We start from the raw sequence: 21459 nt of genomic DNA on the forward strand, positions 1-21459 counted from the left end.
GAGCCTGGCGGGCCGTCAGTCCCGCAGCAGGCGCTCGCCGGCGAACTGCTGCACGGCGGTCTCGCGTTCGCGGACCAGATCGGCACGCGCGCCACGCACCAGCACCTCGGCGGCGCGGCCGCGGGTGTTGTAGTTGCTCGCCATCGACATGCCGTAGGCGCCGGCCGAGACGATCGCCAGCGTGTCGCCCGGCTGAACCGCCAGCGCGCGGTCGCGGCCCAGCCAGTCGCCCGATTCGCACACCGGCCCGACGACGTCCCAGGTCGTCGCCTCGGTGTCGGCCCGCTCGACGCAGGGCACGATGCCCATCCAGGCCTCGTACATGGCCGGACGCATCAGGTCATTCATGGCGGCGTCGACGATGCAGAAGTTCTTGGTCTCGCCGGGCTTGAGGTACAGCACCTCGGTCAGCAGCACGCCGGCATTGCCGACCAGCGAACGGCCCGGTTCGAACACCAGCTCGCGATGGCCGTGGCCGCGTGCGTCGATGCGCGCCAGCAGCGCGGCCAGCAGCGCATCGGCAGCCGGTGGCGTCTCGTCGGTGTAGGTGATGCCCAGGCCACCACCGAGGTCCAGGTGGTGGATGGGGATGCCGGCGGCCTCGATCGCCTCGACCAGGTCCAGCACGCGGTCGAGCGCATCCAGGAAAGGCGCGACCTCCGTCAGCTGCGAGCCGATGTGGCAGTCGATGCCGCGCACCGCCAGGCCCGGTAGCGAGGCGGCGTGGCGGTAGACCTCGACCGCGCTCTGGTGCGCGATGCCGAACTTGTTGCCCTTCAGGCCGGTGGAGATGTAGGGATGGGTGCCGGCGTCGACGTCCGGGTTGACGCGCAAGCTGACCGGTGCGACGCGGCCCAGCGAGACGGCCACCTCCGACAGCGCGTCCAGCTCGGGCTCGCTCTCGACGTTGAAGCAGCGCACGCCGGCTTCGAGCGCCAGCTTCATCTCGGCGCGGGTCTTGCCGACGCCCGAGAACACGACCTTGCCGACGTCGCCACCGGCCGCGATCACGCGCTGCAGCTCGCCGCCGGAGACGATGTCGAAGCCGCATCCGGCGCGTGCGAAGGTTTGCAGCACGGCCAGGTTGGCGTTGGCCTTCATCGCGTAGCAGACCAGGTGCGGGCGACCCGCCAGGCCGCGCTGGTAGCTGGCCAGCGCGCCCAGCATCGCGGCCTGCGAATAGACGTACAGCGGCGTGCCGAACTCGCGGGCGAGGGCGTCGAGCGCGACGTCCTCGAGCTGCAGTCGGCCGTCGCGACGGGACAGGTAGGGGGCGCCGGGGAGGGTCATGGTGCGGAGCGGGGAGCGGAGGAGCGGGTGGGGGCGGCGGCGGGCGCCGAGGCGGCGGCTGCCGATGCGGCCGATGCCGCCGTGACGTCGGCTGGCCGCTGCAGGGGGCCTTTCTGGCCGCAGCCCGCGAGCAGCGACAGGCACGTCACGGGCAACGACAGCACGACGGCGAGGGTCAGCCTCGAGGGCTGAGTCCAGCCCCGGAACCCCGGCGCTAAACTCGTTTGACGTCTTGAAAACATCACCGGAATTCTACCGACCATGACCCTGCTGACCGTCCCCGCCGCCACGCCACTGAGCGATGCCGACTACCGCAGCCGATCGGGCGCGGTGCTCGCGGCGATCGAGGGCTGCGTCGATCGCTGGCTGGACGAGGACGTGGTCGACATCGATGCGCACCGCACCGGTGGCCTGCTCGAACTCAGCATGCCGGGCGGCAGCAAGCTGATCATCAACACGCAGCCGCCGCTGCAGGAAATCTGGCTGGCGGCACGTGCCGGCGGCTACCACTTCCGCCACGTCGACGGCCGCTGGCTCGACACCCGCAGCGGCGCCGAATTCTTCGAGCTGCTGTCGATCCAGGCCAGCGCGCAGGCCGGCAAGGCGCTGCGCTTCGAGCCGGCCTGAGCCGTACGGGGCGGAGCCGGGCCGCCCCAGGCCGACGGCCCCCGGAGCTCAATTCCTGAACAGGTCCAGGATGCTGCGGCGCTCTTCGGAGGCGGCCGGGGCGGCGCTGTTCGGGTTGTCCTCGATCCGGCTGACCGTGGCGCCGTTCTCTTCGTAGGCCCAGTCGCCATTGAACTGGACCAGGCCGGGCACCGGCGCGATCTCGTTGACCGGCACGTTGCGCAGCGCGTAGGACATGTAGTCGATCCAGGCCGGTAGCGCCAGGCCGCCACCGGTCTCGCGGTCACCGAGCTTGCGCGGCTGGTCGTAGCCGATCCAGACCACCGCCACCAGGCCCGGCTGGTAGCCCGCGAACCAGGCATCGTTGGAATCGTTGGTCGTGCCGGTCTTGCCGTACAGGTCGGCTCGCTTGAGCGTGGCCTGGGCCCGCGCCGCCGTGCCGCTGCGCGTGACCTCCTGCAGCAGGCTGCTCATCATGAAGGCATTGCGGGCGTCGATGGCGCGCATCGATTCGTCCAGCGGCACCGGCTGGGTCTGGCTCAGGACCTTGCCGCGCGCGTCGGTGATGCGGTTGATCAGCATGGGCGCGACCCGGTAGCCGCCGTTGGCGAAGACCGAGTAACCCGTGGCCATCTGCAGCGGCGTGACGGTGCCCGAGCCCAGCGCCATCGTCAGGTAGGCCGGGTGCTTGTCGGCCTCGAAGCCGAAGCGGCCGATCCACTGTTGCGCATAGTCCGGACCGATGTGCTGCAGCACCCGGATCGAGACCATGTTCTTGGACTTGGCCAGGGCCTTGCGCAGCGGCAGCGGACCTTCGAAGGTGCCGTCGTAGTTCTTCGGCTCCCAGGGCTGGCTGCCGGTGGCGTCGGCGCCGAAGAACAGCGGCGCGTCGTCCACGATGGTCGACGGGCCGATGCCCTTCTCCAGCGCCGCCGAGTAGATGAAGGGCTTGAAGCTGGAGCCGGGCTGTCGCCAGGCCTGCGTGACGTGGTTGAACTTGTTCTTGAGGTAGTCGAAGCCGCCGACCATCGCGCGGATCTCGCCCGTGTTCGGGTCGACCGAGACGAAGGCGCCTTCGACCTGCGGCAACTGGCCGATCGACCAGGCCTTCCTGGCGTCCTGCATGACCCGGATCACCGCACCGGGCCGGATCTGCACCTGCGGCTGCGCGTTGCTGCCGAGCGCGCTGGAGACGTTGCGCAGGCCTTCGCCGGTGATCTCGATGGCGTCGCCGGTCTGCAGCATCGCGACGACCTTCTTCGGGCTCGCCTCGGTCACCACGGCGGCGCGCAGGTCGTCGTTGTCGGGATGGTCTTCCAGGGCCTCGGCCACGCGGGTGTCGAGCACGCGCTTGTCGGCCGGCAGGTCGATCGTGCCCTCCGGGCCGCGGTAGGCCTTGCGGCGCTCGAAGTCGAGGATGGTCCGGCGCAGCGCCTTGTAGGCCGCGTTCTGGTCACCGGCCCGGATCGACAGGTAGACGTTCAGTCCGCGGGTGTAGGCGTCGTCACCGTACTGGGCGTGGACCAGCTGGCGGGCCGCCTCGGTGACGTACTCGGCATGCGTGGCGTCGTCGCGCGGGGCGCGGTAGCGCAGCGCCTGGGCCAGGGCCTGTTCACGCTGCGCGTCGCTGATGTAGCCGTTCTCGCGCATGCGCTCGATGATGTAGCGCTGACGCTGCTCGGCGCGCTGGCGGTTGCTCAGCGGGTTGTAGGCCGAGGGCGCCTTGGGCAGGCCGGCCAGCATCGCCGCCTCGGCGATCGTCACGTCCTTGAGCGGCTTGCCGAAGTAGATCTCGCTGGCCGCCGCGAAGCCGTAGGCGCGGTGTCCCAGGTAGATCTGGTTCATGTAGACCTCGAGGATCTGGCGCTTGCTGAGCGCCGCCTCGATCTTGAAGGACAGCAGGATCTCGTAGATCTTGCGCGTCAGCGTCTTCTCGGTCGACAGGTAGAAGTTGCGCGCGACCTGCATCGTGATGGTCGAGGCGCCCTGGCTGCGGACCTCGCGCAGGTTGCCGATCGCCGCCCGCAGCGCGCCGCGCCAGTCGATGCCGCCGTGCTCGTAGAAGCGCGAGTCCTCGATGGCCAGCACCGCGTCCTGCATCACCTTGGGGATCTCGTCGATCGTCAGGTAGCTGCGGCGCTCCTCGCCGAACTCGCCCAGCAGCGTGCCTTCGACCGAGTAGATCCGCATCGGCAGCTTGGGCCGGTAGTCGACCAGGCTGCGGATCTCGGGCAGGTTGGGGTAGGCCGTGGCCAGCGCGATGCCCAGCAGCATGGCCACGGCGAGCGCACCACCGCCGATCAGGCCGATCGTCCAGGCCAGCACACGCAGCAGCAGTCCGCGGGGCGGGTGACGACGCGGGCTCGCCGGCGGTTCGGAGGCGGGCGACGAGGCGGGCGAGGAATCGCTCATGGAGGCGCCCCGGAAGGGGGCTCGACTGGCAGGGGAGCGCGATTATAGGAAGCGGGAAACACCTGAAATGACCGAGTCCGGATACGCTCGTCCGGCGCGGTTGCCAGGTCCGGACGTGACAATCCGCACGCTGCTTGGGGTGCCTCCGCTTCGTCGGTACGGCGCAACTCAGGTGAGACCCGGAATCCGGAAAAATCTTTGTGCGTCAACTACTTTGTTGCTAGCATTGAAGTAAGTTATTAACAGTCCGCCACAGGTGGATGTGCCGTCATTGGGGAAGCGCGTGAGTGTTCTCGACATCCTTTTGGGTCGCAAGCATGCGTCGCTGATCGGACTGGACATCAGCTCTTCAGGCGTCAAGCTCGTTGAGCTGGGGCAGACCGCCTCCGGCGAATATGTGGTCGAACGTTTTGCCAGCGAATCGTTCGAGAAGGGCTGGATCACCGACGGCCAGATCGAGAAGTTCGACGAGGTCGCCGAGGCGGTCCGTCGCGTCGTTCTCAAGAGCGGCACCAAGACCAAGAACGTGGCGCTGGCGATGCCGCAGTCCTCGGTGATCACCAAGAAGATCATCCTTCCCGGCGGCTTGCGCGAGGAGGAGATGGAAATCCAGGTCGAGGCCGAGGCGAACCAGTACATCCCGTTCTCGCTCGACGAGGTCAGCCTCGACTTCTGCGTGATCGGCCCGAGCCCCGACCAGGTCGGTGACGTCGAGGTGCTCATCGCCGCCTCCCGCAAGGACCGCGTGCAGGACCGCCAGGGCCTGGCCGAGGCCGCCGGCCTCAAGCCGGTCGTGCTCGACATCGAGTCCAACGCCTCGCGCATGGCCATCGGCCGGGTCGTCGCGGCGCTGCCCAACGAAGGCCGCGACGCGCTGGTCGCGCTGTTCGAGATCGGCGCGGACACCACCAGCCTGAAGGTGCTGCGCGACGACGAGATCCTCTACGACCGCGACCAGGCCTTCGGCGGCGCCCAGCTCACGCAGCTGATCTCGCGCCAGTACGGCCTGTCGTTCGAGGAAGCCGAGACCAAGAAGCTCGCCGGCGACCTGCCCGAGGACTACGAGAGCTCGCTGCTCGCGCCCTTCGTCGACAGCCTCTCGCAGGAGATCGGCCGGGCGCTGCAGTACTTCTTCACCAGCACGCCGCACCACCGCGTCCACTACGTGATGCTGTCGGGCGGCACCGCCACGCTGCCCGGTCTGAAGGACCGCGTCACCGAGCTGACCGGCTTCGCGTCGATGGTGGTCAATCCCTTCGAGGGCATGAAGCTCGGCGGCTCGGTGCGTGAATCCAAGTTGCGGCGCGAGTCGCCGGCCTACCTGACCGCATGCGGGCTGGCGATGCGGAGGTTCCTGCAATGATCCTCATCAACCTCCTGCCGCACCGCGAGGAGCGGCGCCGTCGTCGCAAGCAGGCCTTCTATGCGGGCATGGTCGTGGCGGCGGTGTTCGGCCTGCTGCTGGCCGGCGTCTGGTACTTGGCGCTGGTCGAGATGATGCGGGTCCAGCAGTCACGCAACGAGTTCCTGCAGACCGAGATCAAGCGGCTCGAGGTCCAGATCAAGGACATCGCATCGCTGAAGACCGAGATCGAGGCGCTGAAGGCGCGCCAGAAGGTCGTCGAGGACTTCCAGATCGACCGCAACATGCCCGTGCACCTGCTCAACGAGCTGGCCGCGCGCACGCCCGAAGGCGTCTACCTGACCACGGTCCGGCAGGAAGGCCAGTCGGTCGCCGTCACCGGCATCGCGCAGACCAACGAGCGGGTGTCCGAATTCCTGCGCAACACCGCCTACAACTCGACCTGGCTGGAGCGTCCGGAGCTGGTCGAGATCAAGGCCGCCGCGCAGGCCGGCACGGTGCGCGACCCGAAGCGCCTGTTCGATTTCTCGGTGCGGCTGACCCTCAAGCGGCCGCAGGACCTGGAGACGGTGCCCCGTCCCGGCGAGTCCAGCCCGGCGCCGGCCCGTGCGGCCTCGGCGTCCTGAGGGAGACACAGACATGGCCACCTCGCGCCAGAACCTCAACTTCGACCTCGAGAGCACGCTCGCGCAGGTCCGCTCGCAGTTCCGCGGCCTCAACTTCAACGAACCGGGCCAGTGGCCGGCGCTGCCCAAGATCGTCGCGGGCGTCGTCGTGTCGCTGTTCGTGCTCGTGCTGGTCTGGTTCGCGATGCTTTCGGGCGTGATGGACGAGCTGTCCTCCGAGAGTGCCCGCGAGCAGCAGCTCAAGGACGAGTTCAAGGGCAAGCTGGCCCAGGCCATCAACCTCGACGAACTGCGCAAGCAGAAGCTGCAGGTCCAGGAATACGTCACCCAGCTGGAACGCCAGCTGCCGGGCAAGGCCGAGATGGACGCGCTGCTGTCGGACATCAACCAGGCGGGCCTCGGTCGCGGCCTGCAGTTCGAGCTGTTCCGGCCGGGCCAGGTCGTGGTCAAGGACTACTACGCCGAGCTGCCGATCGCGCTGCGCGTGACCGGCCGCTACCACGACATCGGCGCCTTCGCGGCCGACATCGCGAACCTGTCGCGCATCGTCACGCTGCACAACCTGAACATCATGACGCCGACGCAGCCGGGCACCACGACCGCCTCCTCGCCCGGCGCCGGCAACAGCCAGCTGGCGATGGAGGCGACGGCGCGGACCTACCGCTACCTCGATCCGGCCGAGGTCGAGTCGCGCCGCAAGGCCGCCGCCGACGCCAAGAAGGCCGGGGGAGGCAAGTGATGGCCGCACGCCTTCATGGCACCGCAGCGACCGGTCGCCGCACGGGTCTCGCCCTGCTGGTCGCGCTGGGCTGTTCATTGATGCTGAGTGCTTGCGGCGACGCGCACCAGGAACTGCAGGAATGGATGGACCAGCAGCGTCGCGAGGCCAAGCCGCGCGTGCCGCCACTGCTGCCGCCGCGCAAGTTCGATCCGCAGCCCTACATGGCCGTGCGCGACGTCGAGCCCTTCAGCAACCAGAAGCTGCAGGTCGCGCTCAAGCAGGAGACGCGTCAGCCGAACTCGCTGCTGGCGGCCGAGATGAACCGCCGGCGCGAGCCGCTGGAGGCCTATCCGCTGGACAACCTGTCGATGGTCGGCAGCGTGGTGCGCGGTGGCCGTCCCTATGCCTTGCTGCGGGCCGACAACCTGCTCTACCAGATCAAGGTGGGTGACTACATCGGCCAGAACTACGGCCGCATCACCCGCATCACCGAAACCGAGATCACCTTGCGTGAGATCGTGCAGGACGCGCTCGGCGAGTGGACCGAGCGCATGAGCACCCTCACGCTGCAGGAACGCGCCCAGGAGAGAAGTCGATGAGTACCGTCGCAACCCATACGCGGTCCAACGCGTGGCGTGCCCGCGGCCGGGCCCTGCTGACGGGGCTCGTCGCCAGCTTCGCGGCAGTGACCGCGCTCGGCCTGTCGGCCACGCCGGCACAGGCCCAGACCGTGATCCAGTCGATCACCAGCAGCCAGCAAGGTGGCAGCGAGACGCTGCGCATCGAGCTGGACGAACCGCTGATCAATCCGCCCCGCGGCTTCGTGCTGCAGTCGCCGGCCCGCATTGCGCTGGACCTGCTGGGCGTCATCAACGGCAGCACGGTGCGTGCCACGCAGGAGGTCAACCTCGGCAACCTGCGCTCGTATGCGCTGGCGCTGGCCGGCGACCGCACGCGGCTGGTGCTGAACCTGCGCCAGCCGACCCGCTACCGCACCGAACAGGTCGGCAAGACGCTGGTCGTGACGCTCGATCCGGTGCCGCTGGCGGCCAACCTGGCGTCGACCACCGCGGCCGCTCCGCTGGTGGCCACGTCGGCGCCCAAGGCCAACGAGCCGGTCCATTTCGCCGACAGCCAGAACAGCACGCCCGAGCGCATCCGCGACATCGACTTCCGCCGTGGCCGCGATGGGGCCGGCCGCGTCGTGGTCGACCTGCCGAGCAACCAGGTCGGCGTCGACATCCGCCAGCAAGGCCAGAACCTGGTCGTCGAGTTCCTGCGTTCGACCGTGCCGGACAGCCTGATCAAGCGCCTGGACGTGACCGACTTCGGCACCCCGGTGCAGGCCTACTCGGCCAGCCAGACCGGCGACCGCGTGCGCCTGGTGGTCGAGCCGCGCGGCAGCTGGGAGCACAGCGCCTACCAGACCGACAACCAGTTCGTGCTGGAGGTCCGGCCGCAGAAGCCCGATCCGCAGAAGCTCACCGCCGGTCCCGGCTTCAACGGCGACAAGCTCTCGCTGAACTTCCAGAGCATCGAGGTCCGATCGCTGCTGCAGGTCATCGCCGACTTCACCAACTTCAACGTCGTGACCAGCGACACCGTGACCGGCAACGTCACGCTGCGCCTGAAGGACGTGCCCTGGGACCAGGCGCTGGACATCATCCTGCAGGCTAAGGGCCTGGGCGTGAAGAAGACCGGCAACGTGCTGTGGATCGCGCCCAAGGACGAGCTGGCGGCCAAGGAAAAGCAGGAGCTGGAGTCGCGCAAGCAGATCGCTGACCTGGAGCCCTTGCGCACGCAGAGCTTCCAGCTCAACTACACCAAGTCCGAGGAAGTCTCCAAGGGCCTGACCGGGCAGCAGTCCGGTAGCTCGAGCGCGCAACAGGGCGGCGTCACGCGCATCCTGTCGCCGCGCGGCAGCGTGGTCTACGAGACCCGCACCAACCAGCTGTTCGTCACCGACATCCCGTCCAAGCTCGAGGAGGTCGGCCAGCTGATCGCCAAGATCGACGTGCCGGTGCGCCAGGTCATGATCGAGGCGCGCATCGTCGAGGCCGAGGACACCTTCGGCCGCACGCTGGGCGTCAAGCTCGGCGCGACCGACCTGCGCGGGGTCAACGGCGGCACGCCGGGCTGGGGCGGCAACACGCGGGTGGCGGTTGGCGGCAACTATTCGTCCATCGGTGACACGACGCTGCAATCCGCGACGGGCACGCTCTACGCCAATTCGCAGTTCGTGAACCTGCCGGCCAACACGAGTTCGCTGGGCGGTGCCTCGGCGGCGACCTTCGCGCTGTCGCTGTTCGGCGCGGCGTCCAACCGCTTCCTGAACCTGGAGCTGTCGGCCCTGGAAGCCGAAGGCAAGGGCAAGCTGGTGTCCAGCCCGCGCGTCGTCACGGCCGACCAGGTCAAGGCGCTGATCGAGCAGGGCACCGAGCTGCCCTACCAGACCGGCGGCAACCAGAACACCGCGCCGTCGATCGCCTTCCGCAAGGCGACGCTGAAGCTGGGGGTCACGCCGCAGATCACGCCCGAGGGCAACATCATCATGGACGTGGACGTCAACAAGGACAGCGTGGGCCAGCAGACCTCGGCCGGCTTCGCGATCAACACCAAGCACGTCAAGACGCAGGTGCTGGTCGAGAACGGCGGCACCGTGGTGATCGGCGGCATCTTCGAGACCACCGAGACCGAGTCGGTCAACAAGGTCCCGCTGCTGGGCGACCTGCCCTACCTCGGCGCGCTGTTCCGCAACAAGACGCGGGTGGCCAACAAGACCGAGCTGCTGGTGTTCCTGACGCCCAAGGTGATCACGGACCGGAATGCGGCGCTGACGCGCTGAGTGGTCCGATCAAGGACAAGACAAGAATCTCAGGGGAGTCAATTCAATGCGTTCGATGAAGCTGGTCCGGACGATGGCAGTCTGCTTGCTCGCCACCGTCCTTTCATCCTGCGGCGGCGGTGGTGGCAGTGATGCCGGTACGTCGCCGTTCGGAGGCAACACGACACCCGTTGCCGGCGACACGACCGGCGGCACGGTCGCACCGCTCACGGCGTCTGACTTGCTCGTCACGCTCAGTTCGACCAGCCTGAGCAACTCGGGCGCATCAACCGTCGGCGTCACGGTCACCGCCGTCAATGCCAACCGTGTCGCGCTGGCCAACGTGCCGATCACCGTCCGTGTCGACAACAACGCGGTGATCGCCCTGTCGGGAACGGCGACCGCGTCCAACGGCACGCTGACGGGTACGGTGGGAATCGGAACCGATCGGTCCAATCGCATCGTGACGGTCACGGCCATCAGCGGCGGCGTCAGCCGTTCCGCCTCGTTCAACGTGGTGGGCGCCCAGCTCAATGCCACCGTCCTCCAGGCCGTGCTGGCGCCGAGCGGTGCGGGTCAGATCGACTACCGGTTGCTGGATGTGAACAGCAACGCGATGGTCGGCCTGCCGATTTCCGTGTCTGCCGCAGGCTTGGCGACCGGCTCGGGCGTCACCGACAGCAATGGCGTCTACACCTACCGCTTCACGGCTCCTTCGACCGCCTCCACGCTGAACATCTCAGCCGTCGCCGGTGGGGTGTCGCGGACCGACACGGTCATCGTCCAGGCGGGCAGCGGAAGCATTCCCGCGGTCACGGCGACCATCGCGTCGGCGACGGTCACGTCCAATCCGAGCGTCGTGTCAGTGAACAGCAGCACGTCGAACAATCGGTCCGAGGTGCGTGCCTTGTTCCTCGGCTCGGCAAACTCCCGCATTCCCAACGTTCGCGTTCGCTTCGACCTCAACAATGATCCCAATTCGATCGGTGGCACCTTGTCGACCGGCAACAACGTCGTCTATTCGGATGCCAATGGCGTCGCTTCGACGGCCTACATCCCGGGTCCCGTGAGCAGCCCGACCAACGGCGTGACCGTGCGTGCTTGCTACTACGAGACGGACGCCGATGCGACTGCGGGTGCTTGTCTGAAGTCGGCCCTGACGACGCTGACGGTGATCTCCGAGCCGCTCTCCGTGTCGATCGGCACCGACAACACGATCTCGGAAGGCGCGGGTGGCCTGACCTTCGTGAAGCGTTTCGTCGTGCTGGTGGTCGACTCGGCAGGCCAGGCCAAGGCCAACGTGCGCATCACGCCGTCCGTGGATCTGCTGTCCTACGTGAAGGGCATCTACGGTCGAGGGACCAAGTGGACGACCGACCAGGCCTCGGGGGGCTATCGGTCGGCGAACTGCATCAACGAGGACGGCAACCGGAACTCGGTGCTCGAGACCGGCGAGGACATCAACGGCAACGGCCAGCTGGACCCGCGCAAGTCCGATGTCGCGATCAGCATGATCGGCACCGGCGAAACCGACGCCAGCGGCGTGGCGACGCTGCAGATCCAGTACCCGAAGAACGTCGCGACCTGGGTCAACTACCGCATCCTCGTGTCGGCCGCAGGCATTGCCGGCACCGAAGGACGGGCAGAGTGGGTCGACACGCTGGGTGCGGCGGCATCCGAGTTCGACAACGCGACGTCTCCGTCGTTCGCGGTCAGCCCTTACGGCGTCGGTGACCCGAGCCGGATCGGAGCGACGGAGTGCACGTTCCCCGACTGAGTGACGGGTGACGGACGGACGGTGGTGGATGCGGTCCATTGCCGGGCTTGGTGAACGTCAGGCGACAATCGCCGGGATCACCAAACGGCAAGAAGCAGATTGACTCCACTCACGTCAGATACCGCTGCGACGGGTGAACCAGCGGCTCTCCAGCGCTCCCTCAGCCTCGTCGCCATGCCCGGTGCCGGCAAGTCGACGGCTGGTCGGCATCTGGCGCATGCGCTGGGGGTGGCCTTCGTCGATGCCGATCATGTGATCGAGCAGCGGCTGGGCTGCTCGATCCGTTCGTTCTTCGAGCGCGAGGGCGAGGCCGCGTTCCGGGACATCGAGCAGCAGGTCATTGCCGACATCGTCGCGCAGCCGCCGCAGGTCATCGCCACCGGCGGCGGGGCGGTGCTGCGGGAGGCCAACCGCCAGTCGCTGCGCGAAGGCAGCACCGTGGTCTACCTGCGGGCCTCGCCCGAGGAACTGTTCCGCCGGCTGCGCCACGACACCCAGCGGCCGCTCCTGCAGGTGGCCGATCCGCTGCGCAAGCTGCGCGAGCTGTTCCGGGATCGCGATCCGCTCTACCGCGAGACGGCGCACTTCATCATCGAGACCGGCCGCCCGTCGGTCGCCACGCTGATCAACATGGTGCTGATGCAGCTGGAGCTGGCCGGACTGGTCGATCCGCAGCGCGTGCCGTCCAGCGTCCTGCCCCGAGCTCCCCGAACATGACGTCCGCCTCCACACCTGTTGCCATCCCCGTCGCCACCGTGCGCGTCGCGCTCGACGAGCGCAGCTATGACATCCTGATCGGCGCCGGCCTGCTCGGCGCGCCGGCCACCTGGCAGGGCCTGCCGGCGGCCAGCACCGCGGTCATCGTCACCAACACCACCGTCGCGCCGCTGTACGCGGAAACGGTCCGGCGCGGCCTGTCGGCCCACTACCGGCGCGTGCTGACGGTCGAGCTGCCGGACGGCGAGGCGCACAAGGACTGGCAGACGCTCAACCTGATCTTCGACGCGCTGCTCGGCGCTCCGTGCGACCGCAAGACCGTGCTGGTCGCGCTCGGCGGCGGCGTGGTCGGCGACATGACCGGCTTCGCGGCGGCCTGCTACATGCGCGGCGTGCCCTTCGTGCAGGTGCCGACGACGCTGCTGGCGCAGGTCGATTCATCGGTCGGTGGCAAGACCGCCGTCAACCACCCGCTGGGCAAGAACATGATCGGCGCGTTCTACCAGCCGGTGCGGGTGGTCTGCGACCTCGACACGCTGGACACGCTGCCGCCGCGCGAGCTGTCGGCCGGCCTGGCCGAGGTCATCAAGTACGGCCCGATCGCCGACGCCGCCTTCCTCGACTGGATCGAGGCCGAGCTGCCCGCGCTGATGGCGCGCGACAAGGCCGCGCTGGCCCGCGCCGTGGCGCGTTCCTGCGAGATCAAGGCCGAGGTGGTCGGCGGCGACGAGCGCGAAAGCGGCAACCGCGCCATCCTCAACTTCGGCCACACCTTCGGTCACGCGATCGAGGCCGGCATGGGCTACGGCGCGTGGCTGCACGGCGAGGCGGTCGGCTGCGGCATGGTCATGGCCGCCGACCTGTCGGTCCGGCTGGGCCTGATGCCGGCGGACTTCGTCGTGCGCATGCGCCGCATCTGCGAACGGGCCGGCCTGCCGGTGCGCGCGCCCGACCTGGGCGCCGAGCGCTACCTGGCGCTGATGCAGATCGACAAGAAGGCCGAGGCCGGCGAGATCCGCTTCGTCGTCATCGACCGCATGGGCCACGCGCGCATGCAGGGCGCGCCCGAGCCGATGGTGCGCGAGGTCCTCGCGGCGGCCTGTGCCTGAGTCGCCGCGCCGGTCCGACCGGACGGGTTCGACCGGCCCCGGCCGGCGCCTGTCGCCGTGGGCCAGCGACCCGCGCCACAGCCGCGGCCGACGCCATGCCGAGCCACCTGCGCCGACCCGCAACGCCTTCCAGCGCGACCGCGACCGCATCGTCCACAGCACCGCGTTCCGGCGCCTGGTCTACAAGACCCAGGTCTTCCTGAACCACGAGGGCGACCTGTTCCGGACCCGGCTGACGCACACGCTGGAGGTGGCTCAGCTGGGCCGCTCGATCGCCCGTTCGCTGGGCCTGCACGAGGACCTGGTCGAGGCCGTCGCGCTGGCGCATGACCTCGGCCACACGCCCTTCGGCCATGCCGGCCAGGACGCGCTGCATGCCTGCATGGGTCCGCACGGCGGCTTCGAGCACAACCTGCAGAGCCTGCGCGTGGTCGACGTGCTCGAGCAGCGCTACCCCGACTTCAACGGCCTGAACCTCAGCTTCGAGACCCGCGAAGGCATCCTCAAGCACTGCCCCTTGCGTGTCGCGCGCTGGATCGAGCGCCACGAACCCGGCGGCATCGGCCGGCGCTTCATCGAGCGCAGCCAGCCCGGCCTGGAAGCGCAGCTGGCCAACCTCGCCGACGAGATCGCCTACAACGCGCACGACGTCGATGACGGCGTGCGCTCCGGCCTGATCACGCTCGACCAGGTCTGCGCGCTGCCGCTGCTGGGCGAGCACCGCGAGGCGGCCTTGCGCGAGCACCCGTCGCTGCGGCAGGCCCGGCCGCGCCGGCTGTTGTTCGAGATCCTGCGGCGCATGCTGTCGGCCCAGGTCTACGACGTCATCGACGCGACCCGCGCCGCGCTGGCCGAACAGCGTCCGGCCGATGCCGATGCGGCCCGGGCCATGGCGCCGCTGGTGCGCTTCAGCCCTGCCATGCGCGCGGCCAGCACCGAGCTGAAGCGGCTGCTGTTCAAGGCGCTCTACCGCCACCCGGCGGTGATGGAGACGACGCAGACCGCGCAGCGCATCGTCGCCGAGCTGTTCGAGGTCTACGTCGACCGGCCGCAGGAGATGCCGGCCGACTTTGCCGGCTCGCCCCTGCGCGAGCGCGCGGTGGCCGACTACATCGCCGGCATGACCGACCGGTTCGCGATCCGCGAGCACGAACGGCTGACCGGCCAGCGGCTGTTCCGCGCGCCCGGTTGACGCGCACGCGCGGGCTCGCGGTCCTGCGGCTCAGGCCTCGACCGGCAGGAAGTCGGCGGTCGACAGGTAGCGCTCGCCGGTGTCGTAGTTGAAGCCCAGCACACGCGCGCCGGACGCCAGCTCGGGCAGCTTCCTGGCGATCGCCGCCAGCGTCGCGCCGCTGGAGATGCCCACCAGCAGGCCTTCCTCGCGCGCGCTGCGGCGGGCGTAGTCCTTGGCGGCGTCGGCCTCGACCGTGATGACGCCGTCGAGCAGCTCGGTCTGCAGGTTGCGCGGGATGAAGCCTGCGCCGATGCCCTGGATCGGGTGCGGCGACGGCTTGCCGCCGCTGATGACCGGCGAGGCGGCCGGCTCGACCGCGTAGACCTTCAGCGACGGCCAGGCCGCCTTGAGCACCTGCGCGCAGCCGCTCAGGTGGCCACCGGTGCCCACGCCGGTGATCAGCGCGTCCAGGCCCTCGGGAAAGTCGGCCAGGATCTCCTGCGCGGTCGTGCGCACGTGAACCGCGATGTTGGCGGGGTTCTCGAACTGCTGCGGGATCCAGGCGCCCGGCGTCGCGGCCGCGATCTCGTGGGCCTTCTCGATCGCACCCTTCATGCCCTTCTCGCGCGGCGTGAGCACGAACTGCGCGCCGTAGGCCAGCATCAGCCGGCGACGTTCGATGCTCATGCTGTCGGGCATCACCAGCACCAGCGTGTAGCCCTTGACGGCCGCGACCATGGCCAGGCCGATGCCGGTGTTGCCCGAGGTCGGCTCGACGATGGTGCCGCCGGGCCGGAGCGCGCCGCTGGCCTCGGCGTCCTCGACCATGGACAGCGCGATGCGGTCCTTGATCGAGCCGCCGGGGTTGCTGCGCTCGGACTTGATCCAGACCTGGGCACCGCTGCCGAACAGGCGGTTGATGCGGATGTGCGGGGTGCGGCCGATGGTGGCCAGGACGTTGTCTGCGCGCATGGGTGGAACTCTCCGTGGTCGGGTGTCAGGCACGATGCATGACCCGCTCCGATTCTGTCGCAGCGATCCCGATGATCAAGCCGGCAGCGACCGGACAATGTGCACTTGGCCGGCTTCAGCCGGCGTGCTGGCCCTCGCCCTTGCTCCCGCCCCCTTGCCACCATGGCCCGACTGCCCCGACTGGCGCTCGCCGGACTGCCCCACCTCGTGCTGCAGCGCGGACTGGCGCACCCGCCGGTCTTCGCCGATGCCGAGGACCGGCGCGCCTACCTGGCCGCCCTGCACGAGGCGGCGGCCAACCTCAAGATCGTCGTGCACGCCTATGCGCTGCTGGACGACCAGGTCCGCCTGCTGCTGACGCCGCCAGACGCGCAGGCGCTGAGCAAGCTGATGCAGGCCGTCGGCCGCCGCTACGTGAGCGCCCACAACCGTCGTCACGGCCGTGCCGGCACGCTCTGGGACGGCCGCTTCCGCGCCACCGTGATCGAGGCCGAGCCCTGGCTGCTGCTCGCGGCGCGTCACATCGAGCAATCGCCGCTGCGGGCCGGGCTGGTCGTGCAGGCGTCGGACTGGCCCTGGTCCAGCGCCGCGCATCACCTCGGCCGGCTGCGTGACACGGTGGTGAGCGCCCACCCGCTGTTCTGGGGGCTGGGCAACACGCCCTTCGAGCGCGAGCTGGCCTGGCAGCGCCTGCTCGACGAGCCGCTGCCGGTGGTGCAGCAGCAACAGATCGAGGCGGCCATGCTCAAGGGCTGGCCGCTCGGATCGGGCGCGTTTCTTGCCCATCTCGGCGGCTCGACCGACCGGCCGCTGGTGCCCAGGCCCCGTGGTCGCCCGCCTCGCGCACCAGGACAGGGCGCCGGGCCGCGCGGCTGACCGGCGCCGGTGCGTGCCACCGGCGTTGATCTGTCCCCATTTATGCCAGCAGGGAATTGACCCCTTTCTTTAATGAGTCTGACCCCATTTATTTGGTGTTGAGGCTCACGCTGCAGTGCAGTAAATTGCGGCGGTTTTTCTCTCATCGCAGGAGTGCGCCATGAACCAGGCCGCCGCGGGTACCTCGTCCACGAACGAGACCCAGACCGCAACGCTGTCCGACATCCAGGCCCTCGCCCAGGGTGGTCTGTACGACCCCGCGAACGAACACGACGCCTGCGGCGTCGGCTTCGTCGCCCACATCAAGGGACAGAAGGCGCACGCCATCGTCGAGCAGGGTCTGAAGATCCTCGAGAACCTGGACCACCGCGGCGCGGTCGGCGCCGATGCGCTGATGGGCGACGGTGCCGGCATCCTGATCCAGATCCCCGACGAGTTCTTCCGCGCCGAGATGAGCCGGCAGGGCGTCACGCTGCCGCCGCTGGGCGAGTACGGCGTGGGCATGATCTTCCTGCCCAAGGAACACGCCTCGCGTCTGGCCTGCGAGCAGGAACTCGAGCGCGCCGTCCGGGCCGAGGGCCAGGTGCTGCTGGGCTGGCGCGACGTGCCGGTCGATGCCGACATGCCGATGTCGCCGACCGTGCGCACCACCGAGCCGGTGATCCGCCAGATCTTCATCGGCCGGGGTGACGACGTCATCGTGCCGGACGCGCTGGAGCGCAAGCTTTACGTGATCCGCAAGACCGCCTCGGCGGCGATCCAGAAGCTCAAGCTGACCCACAGCCGCGAGTACTACGTGCCCAGCATGAGCTGCCGCACGATCATCTACAAGGGCCTGCTGCTGGCCGACCAGGTCGGCAAGTACTACCTCGACCTGCAGAACCCGGCCTGCACCTCGGCGCTGGCGCTGGTGCACCAGCGCTTCTCGACCAACACCTTCCCCGAGTGGCCGCTGGCCCACCCCTACCGGATGGTGGCGCACAACGGCGAGATCAACACCGTCAAGGGCAACTTCAACTGGATGCGTGCCCGCGAGGGCGTCATGAAGTCGCCGGTGCTGGGCGAGGACCTGACGAAGCTCTACCCGATCAGCTTCGAGGGCCAGTCCGACACGGCCACCTTCGACAACGCGCTCGAACTGCTGACGATGAGCGGCTACCCGCTCGCGCACGCCGCGATGATGATGATCCCGGAGGCCTGGGAACAGCACACGCTGATGGACGAGCGCCGTCGCGCCTTCTACGAGTACCACGCCGCGATGATCGAGCCGTGGGACGGCCCCGCCTCGATGGTCTTCACCGACGGCAAGCAGATCGGCGCCACGCTGGACCGCAACGGCCTGCGCCCGGCCCGCTACATCGTCACCGACGATGACCTGGTCGTGATGGCCTCGGAAGCCGGCACGCTGCCGATTCCCGAGAACAAGATCGTCAAGAAGTGGCGCCTGCAGCCGGGCAAGATGTTCCTGATCGACTTCGAGCAGGGCCGCATCATCGACGACGAGGAACTGAAGAACCAGTTCGCCTCGGCCAAGCCCTATCGCCAGTGGATCGAGAACGTCCGCATCAAGCTCGACGCGATCCCTGCCGAAGGCGCGCCCGCCGCGCCGGCCGCGACCGAGTCGCTGCTCGACCGCCAGCAGGCCTTCGGCTACACGCAGGAAGACCTGAAGTTCCTGCTCGCGCCGATGGCCGCGAACGGCGAGGAAGGCATCGGCTCGATGGGCAACGACTCGCCGCTGGCGGTCCTGTCCGACAAGAACAAGCCGCTGTACAGCTACTTCAAGCAGCTGTTCGCCCAGGTCACGAACCCGCCGATCGACCCGATCCGCGAGGCCATCGTGATGTCGCTGAACAGCTTCATCGGCCCGAAGCCGAACCTGCTGGACATCAACGCGGTCAACCCGCCGATGCGCCTCGAGGTGGCCCAGCCCATCCTCGATGCCGACGACATGGCGCGCCTGCGCGGCATCGCCGCGCACACCGGTGGCAAGTTCAAGACCTGCGAACTGAACATCGTCTACCCGCTGGCCTGGGGCCACGAGGGCGTCGAGGCCAAGCTCGCGTCGCTGTGCGCCGAGGCGGTGGACGCGATCAAGAGCGGCCACAACATCCTGATCATCACGGACCGCGCGATGAACCGCGACCAGGTGGCGATCCCGGCCCTGCTGGCGCTCTCGGCGATCCACCATCACCTGGTCCGCGAGGGCCTGCGCACGACCGCCGGCCTGGTGGTCGAGACCGCGTCCGCCCGCGAGGTGCACCACTTCGCCGTGCTGGCCGGCTACGGCGCCGAGGCCGTGCATCCCTACCTGGCGATGGAGACGATCGCGTCGATGCACCAGGACCTGGGCGGCGCGCTGTCGGCCGAGAAGGCGATCTACAACTACGTCAAGGCGATCGGCAAGGGTCTCTCGAAGATCATGTCGAAGATGGGCATCAGCACGTACATGTCGTACTGCGGCGCCCAGATCTTCGAGGCCATCGGCCTGAACCGCGACGTGGTCGAGAAGTACTTCCGCGGCACCCCGACGCAGGTCGAGGGCATCGGCGTGTTCGAGGTGGCCGAGGAAGCGATCCGCAACCACCGCGCCGCCTTCGGTGACGACCCGGTGCTGGCCACCATGCTGGACGCCGGCGGCGAGTACGCCTGGCGCGCCCGCGGCGAGGAGCACATGTGGACGCCGGACGCGATCGCCAAGCTGCAGCACAGCACGCGCTCGGGCAAGTTCGACACGTACAAGGAATACGCCCAGATCATCAACGACCAGAACCGCCGTCACCTGACGCTGCGCGGCCTGTTCGAGTTCAAGAATGATCCGAGCAAGGCGATCCCGGTCGAGGAGGTCGAGCCGGCCGCCGAGATCGTCAAGCGCTTTGCCACCGGCGCGATGTCGCTGGGTTCGATCAGCACCGAGGCCCACTCGACGCTGGCACTGGCCATGAACCGCATCGGCGGCAAGAGCAACACCGGCGAGGGCGGCGAGGACCCGGCGCGCTACCGCAACGAGCTCAAGGGCATCAAGATCACCGCCGGCACCAAGGTCTCGGACGTCATCGGCAGCAAGGTCATCGCCGCCGACTACGAGATGAAGGACGGCGACAGCCTGCGCTCGAAGATCAAGCAGGTCGCCTCGGGCCGCTTCGGCGTCACGACCGAGTACCTCGTCTCGGCCGACCAGATCCAGATCAAGATGGCCCAGGGCGCCAAGCCCGGCGAGGGTGGCCAGCTGCCGGGCGGTAAGGTGTCCGAGTACATCGGCATGCTGCGCTACTCGGTGCCGGGCGTGGGCCTCATCAGCCCGCCGCCGCACCACGACATCTACTCGATCGAGGACCTGGCGCAGCTGATCCACGACCTGAAGAACGCCAACCCGCGCGCCTCGGTGAGCGTCAAGCTGGTGTCGGAAGTGGGCGTGGGCACCATCGCCGCGGGCGTCGCCAAGTGCAAGGCCGATCACGTCGTGATCGCCGGCCATGACGGCGGCACCGGCGCGTCGCCGTGGTCGTCGATCAAGCATGCCGGCACGCCGTGGGAACTCGGCCTGGCCGAGACCCAGCAGACGCTGGTGCTCAACCGCCTGCGCAGCCGCATCCGCGTGCAGGCCGACGGCCAGATGAAGACCGGCCGGGACGTCGTGATCGGCGCGCTGCTGGGCGCCGACGAGTTCGGCTTCGCGACCGCGCCGCTGGTCGTCGAGGGCTGCATCATGATGCGCAAGTGCCACCTGAACACCTGCCCGGTGGGCGTGGCCACGCAGGACCCGGTGCTGCGCGCGAAGTTCACGGGCAAGCCCGAGCATGTCGTCAACTACTTCTTCTTCGTTGCCGAGGAAGCGCGCCAGATCATGGCGCAGCTGGGCATCCGCACCTTCGACGAGCTGATCGGCCGCGCCGACCTGCTCGACACGAAGAAGGCCATCAGCCACTGGAAGGCCAAGGGCCTGGACTTCGGCCGCGTCTTCCACCAGCCGGCGGTGCCGGCCTCGGTGTCGCGTCGCCATGTCGAGGAGCAGGACCACGGCCTGGCCAAGGCCCTGGACGTCAAGCTGATCGAGAAGTGCCGTCCCGCCATCGAACGTGGCGAGAAGGTGCAGTTCATGGAGGACGCGCGCAACGTCAACCGCTCGGTCGGCGCGATGCTGTCGGGCGAGCTGATCAAGCACCGTCCGGAAGGCCTGCCCGACCAGACCATCTTCATCCAGATGGAAGGCACCGGCGGCCAGAGCTTCGCGGCCTTCCTGGCCCAGGGCATCACGCTCTACATGATCGGCGAGGCCAACGACTACACCGGCAAGGGCCTGTCCGGCGGCCGCGTGGTGGTGCGTCCGTCGATCGAGTTCCGCGGTGACGCGACCAAGAACATCATCGTGGGCAACACGGTGCTGTACGGCGCGACCAGCGGCGAGGCCTTCTTCCGTGGCGTTGCCGGCGAGCGCTTCGCGGTCCGCCTGTCGGGCGCGACGGCGGTCGTCGAGGGCACCGGCGACCACGGCTGCGAGTACATGACCGGCGGCACGGTGGTCGTGCTGGGCAGGACCGGCCGCAACTTCGCGGCCGGCATGTCCGGCGGCATCGCCTACGTCTACGACGAGGACGGCAGCTTCGCCGGCCGCTGCAACACCGCCCAGGTCGCCCTGGAGAAGGTGCTGAGCGCCACCGAGCAGGAACAGTCCATCGAGCTGGCGATCTGGCACAAGGGCCAGACCGACGAGTCGCTGCTCAAGAAGCTGGTCGAGGACCACCACCGCTGGACCGGTTCGCTGCGGGCCCGCGACATCCTCGACAACTGGAGCGAGGCCCGCGGTCGCTTCGTCAAGGTGTTCCCGCACGAGTACCGCCGCGCCCTGGGCGAGATGGGTGCGCAGCAGGCCACCGACGCCACCATCGCCAAGGCCAAGGGCAGCGACAAGGGCGACAAGAAGGGCAGCAAGACGGTCCCCGCCAAGTGAGCGGACCGTCCGACGCCAAG

The 21459-nt window shown here is 68.7% G+C and carries 15 protein-coding genes; 12 read left to right on the plus strand and 3 right to left on the minus strand.

Annotated features, from left to right (window positions below; all coding sequences use genetic code 11):
* Positions 1-15: 15 nt before the first annotated feature.
* Positions 16-1290, minus strand: coding sequence for a diaminopimelate decarboxylase (gene lysA, locus Q8X39_RS14900; protein WP_305750471.1), 1275 nt, complete (start codon positions 1288-1290; stop codon positions 16-18).
* Between the two features lie 294 nt (positions 1291-1584).
* On the opposite strand from lysA, the gene cyaY reads away from it, so the two are divergent.
* Positions 1585-1917: an iron donor protein CyaY gene (gene cyaY, locus Q8X39_RS14910; RefSeq protein ID WP_305750600.1), complete on the plus strand. Its 333-nt coding sequence runs from the start codon at positions 1585-1587 to the stop codon at positions 1915-1917.
* A gap of 48 nt (positions 1918-1965) precedes the next feature.
* On the opposite strand, the gene Q8X39_RS14915 is transcribed toward cyaY, so the two are convergent.
* Positions 1966-4329, minus strand: coding sequence for a penicillin-binding protein 1A (locus tag Q8X39_RS14915; RefSeq protein WP_407068015.1), 2364 nt, complete (start codon positions 4327-4329; stop codon positions 1966-1968).
* A gap of 283 nt (positions 4330-4612) precedes the next feature.
* On the opposite strand from Q8X39_RS14915, the gene Q8X39_RS14920 reads away from it, so the two are divergent.
* The 9 genes from Q8X39_RS14920 (at position 4613) to Q8X39_RS14960 (ending at position 14658) form a co-directional block, all read left to right on the plus strand.
* A complete protein-coding gene (locus Q8X39_RS14920; protein WP_305750473.1) occupies positions 4613-5692 on the plus strand; it encodes a pilus assembly protein PilM in 1080 nt (359 codons plus the stop codon).
* Positions 5689-6318 carry a PilN domain-containing protein gene (locus Q8X39_RS14925; protein WP_305750474.1) on the plus strand — a complete coding sequence of 210 codons (630 nt, stop codon included), beginning with the start codon at positions 5689-5691 and terminating at the stop codon, positions 6316-6318. Before Q8X39_RS14920 ends, Q8X39_RS14925 begins: the two co-directional genes overlap by 4 nt.
* Positions 6319-6331: 13 nt before the next feature.
* Positions 6332-7057, plus strand: coding sequence for a type IV pilus inner membrane component PilO (locus Q8X39_RS14930; protein WP_305750475.1), 726 nt, complete (start codon positions 6332-6334; stop codon positions 7055-7057).
* A gap of 80 nt (positions 7058-7137) precedes the next feature.
* Positions 7138-7638: a pilus assembly protein PilP gene (locus Q8X39_RS14935; protein ID WP_305750602.1), complete on the plus strand. Its 501-nt coding sequence runs from the start codon at positions 7138-7140 to the stop codon at positions 7636-7638.
* Positions 7635-9884 (plus strand): type IV pilus secretin PilQ, encoded by a 2250-nt coding sequence (locus Q8X39_RS14940; protein WP_305750476.1) that lies wholly within the window; start codon positions 7635-7637, stop codon positions 9882-9884. The genes Q8X39_RS14935 and Q8X39_RS14940 overlap by 4 nt, the downstream gene beginning before the upstream one ends.
* Before the next feature lie 46 nt (positions 9885-9930).
* A complete protein-coding gene (locus Q8X39_RS14945; protein ID WP_305750477.1) occupies positions 9931-11640 on the plus strand; it encodes a hypothetical protein in 1710 nt (569 codons plus the stop codon).
* 174 nt (positions 11641-11814) lie between these two features.
* Positions 11815-12357, plus strand: coding sequence for a shikimate kinase (locus tag Q8X39_RS14950; protein ID WP_305750478.1), 543 nt, complete (start codon positions 11815-11817; stop codon positions 12355-12357).
* The gene (gene aroB, locus Q8X39_RS14955; RefSeq protein WP_305750479.1) at positions 12354-13466 is read left to right on the plus strand and encodes a 3-dehydroquinate synthase; all 1113 of its coding nucleotides are present in this window, start codon (positions 12354-12356) and stop codon (positions 13464-13466) included. Before Q8X39_RS14950 ends, aroB begins: the two co-directional genes overlap by 4 nt.
* Positions 13459-14658, plus strand: a complete 1200-nt coding sequence (locus Q8X39_RS14960) for a deoxyguanosinetriphosphate triphosphohydrolase (protein WP_407068016.1) — start codon at positions 13459-13461, stop codon at positions 14656-14658. Before aroB ends, Q8X39_RS14960 begins: the two co-directional genes overlap by 8 nt.
* 30 nt (positions 14659-14688) lie before the next feature.
* Here Q8X39_RS14960 and cysK read toward each other — a convergent pair whose 3' ends face one another.
* Positions 14689-15612 carry a cysteine synthase A gene (gene cysK, locus Q8X39_RS14965; protein WP_305750480.1) on the minus strand — a complete coding sequence of 308 codons (924 nt, stop codon included), beginning with the start codon at positions 15610-15612 and terminating at the stop codon, positions 14689-14691.
* A gap of 162 nt (positions 15613-15774) precedes the next feature.
* Between cysK and Q8X39_RS14970 the strand changes: the two genes are divergently transcribed.
* Complete coding sequence (locus tag Q8X39_RS14970; protein ID WP_305750481.1) at positions 15775-16488, plus strand: transposase; 714 nt, start codon at positions 15775-15777, stop codon at positions 16486-16488.
* Between the two features lie 160 nt (positions 16489-16648).
* Positions 16649-21439, plus strand: coding sequence for a glutamate synthase-related protein (locus Q8X39_RS14975; protein WP_305750482.1), 4791 nt, complete (start codon positions 16649-16651; stop codon positions 21437-21439).
* The last annotated feature ends 20 nt before the right edge of the window (positions 21440-21459 follow it).

The sequence above is a fragment of the Leptothrix discophora genome (genome assembly GCF_030705305.1).
Lineage (GTDB): Bacteria > Pseudomonadota > Gammaproteobacteria > Burkholderiales > Burkholderiaceae_C > Sphaerotilus > Sphaerotilus discophorus.

What these genes read in the sequence shown, in the direction of transcription:
- lysA (WP_305750471.1), bottom strand. Translation starts at nt 1,290, where the DNA reads ATGACCCTCCCCGGCGCCCCCTACCTGTCCCGTCGCGACGGCCGACTG.
- Q8X39_RS14915 (WP_407068015.1), bottom strand. Translation starts at nt 4,329, where the DNA reads ATGAGCGATTCCTCGCCCGCCTCGTCGCCCGCCTCCGAACCGCCGGCG.
- Q8X39_RS14925 (WP_305750474.1), top strand. Translation starts at nt 5,689, where the DNA reads ATGATCCTCATCAACCTCCTGCCGCACCGCGAGGAGCGGCGCCGTCGT.
- Q8X39_RS14930 (WP_305750475.1), top strand. Translation starts at nt 6,332, where the DNA reads ATGGCCACCTCGCGCCAGAACCTCAACTTCGACCTCGAGAGCACGCTC.
- Q8X39_RS14935 (WP_305750602.1), top strand. Translation starts at nt 7,138, where the DNA reads ATGCTGAGTGCTTGCGGCGACGCGCACCAGGAACTGCAGGAATGGATG.
- Q8X39_RS14940 (WP_305750476.1), top strand. Translation starts at nt 7,635, where the DNA reads ATGAGTACCGTCGCAACCCATACGCGGTCCAACGCGTGGCGTGCCCGC.
- Q8X39_RS14945 (WP_305750477.1), top strand. Translation starts at nt 9,931, where the DNA reads ATGCGTTCGATGAAGCTGGTCCGGACGATGGCAGTCTGCTTGCTCGCC.
- Q8X39_RS14950 (WP_305750478.1), top strand. Translation starts at nt 11,815, where the DNA reads ATGCCCGGTGCCGGCAAGTCGACGGCTGGTCGGCATCTGGCGCATGCG.
- aroB (WP_305750479.1), top strand. Translation starts at nt 12,354, where the DNA reads ATGACGTCCGCCTCCACACCTGTTGCCATCCCCGTCGCCACCGTGCGC.
- cysK (WP_305750480.1), bottom strand. Translation starts at nt 15,612, where the DNA reads ATGCGCGCAGACAACGTCCTGGCCACCATCGGCCGCACCCCGCACATC.
- Q8X39_RS14970 (WP_305750481.1), top strand. Translation starts at nt 15,775, where the DNA reads ATGGCCCGACTGCCCCGACTGGCGCTCGCCGGACTGCCCCACCTCGTG.
- Q8X39_RS14975 (WP_305750482.1), top strand. Translation starts at nt 16,649, where the DNA reads ATGAACCAGGCCGCCGCGGGTACCTCGTCCACGAACGAGACCCAGACC.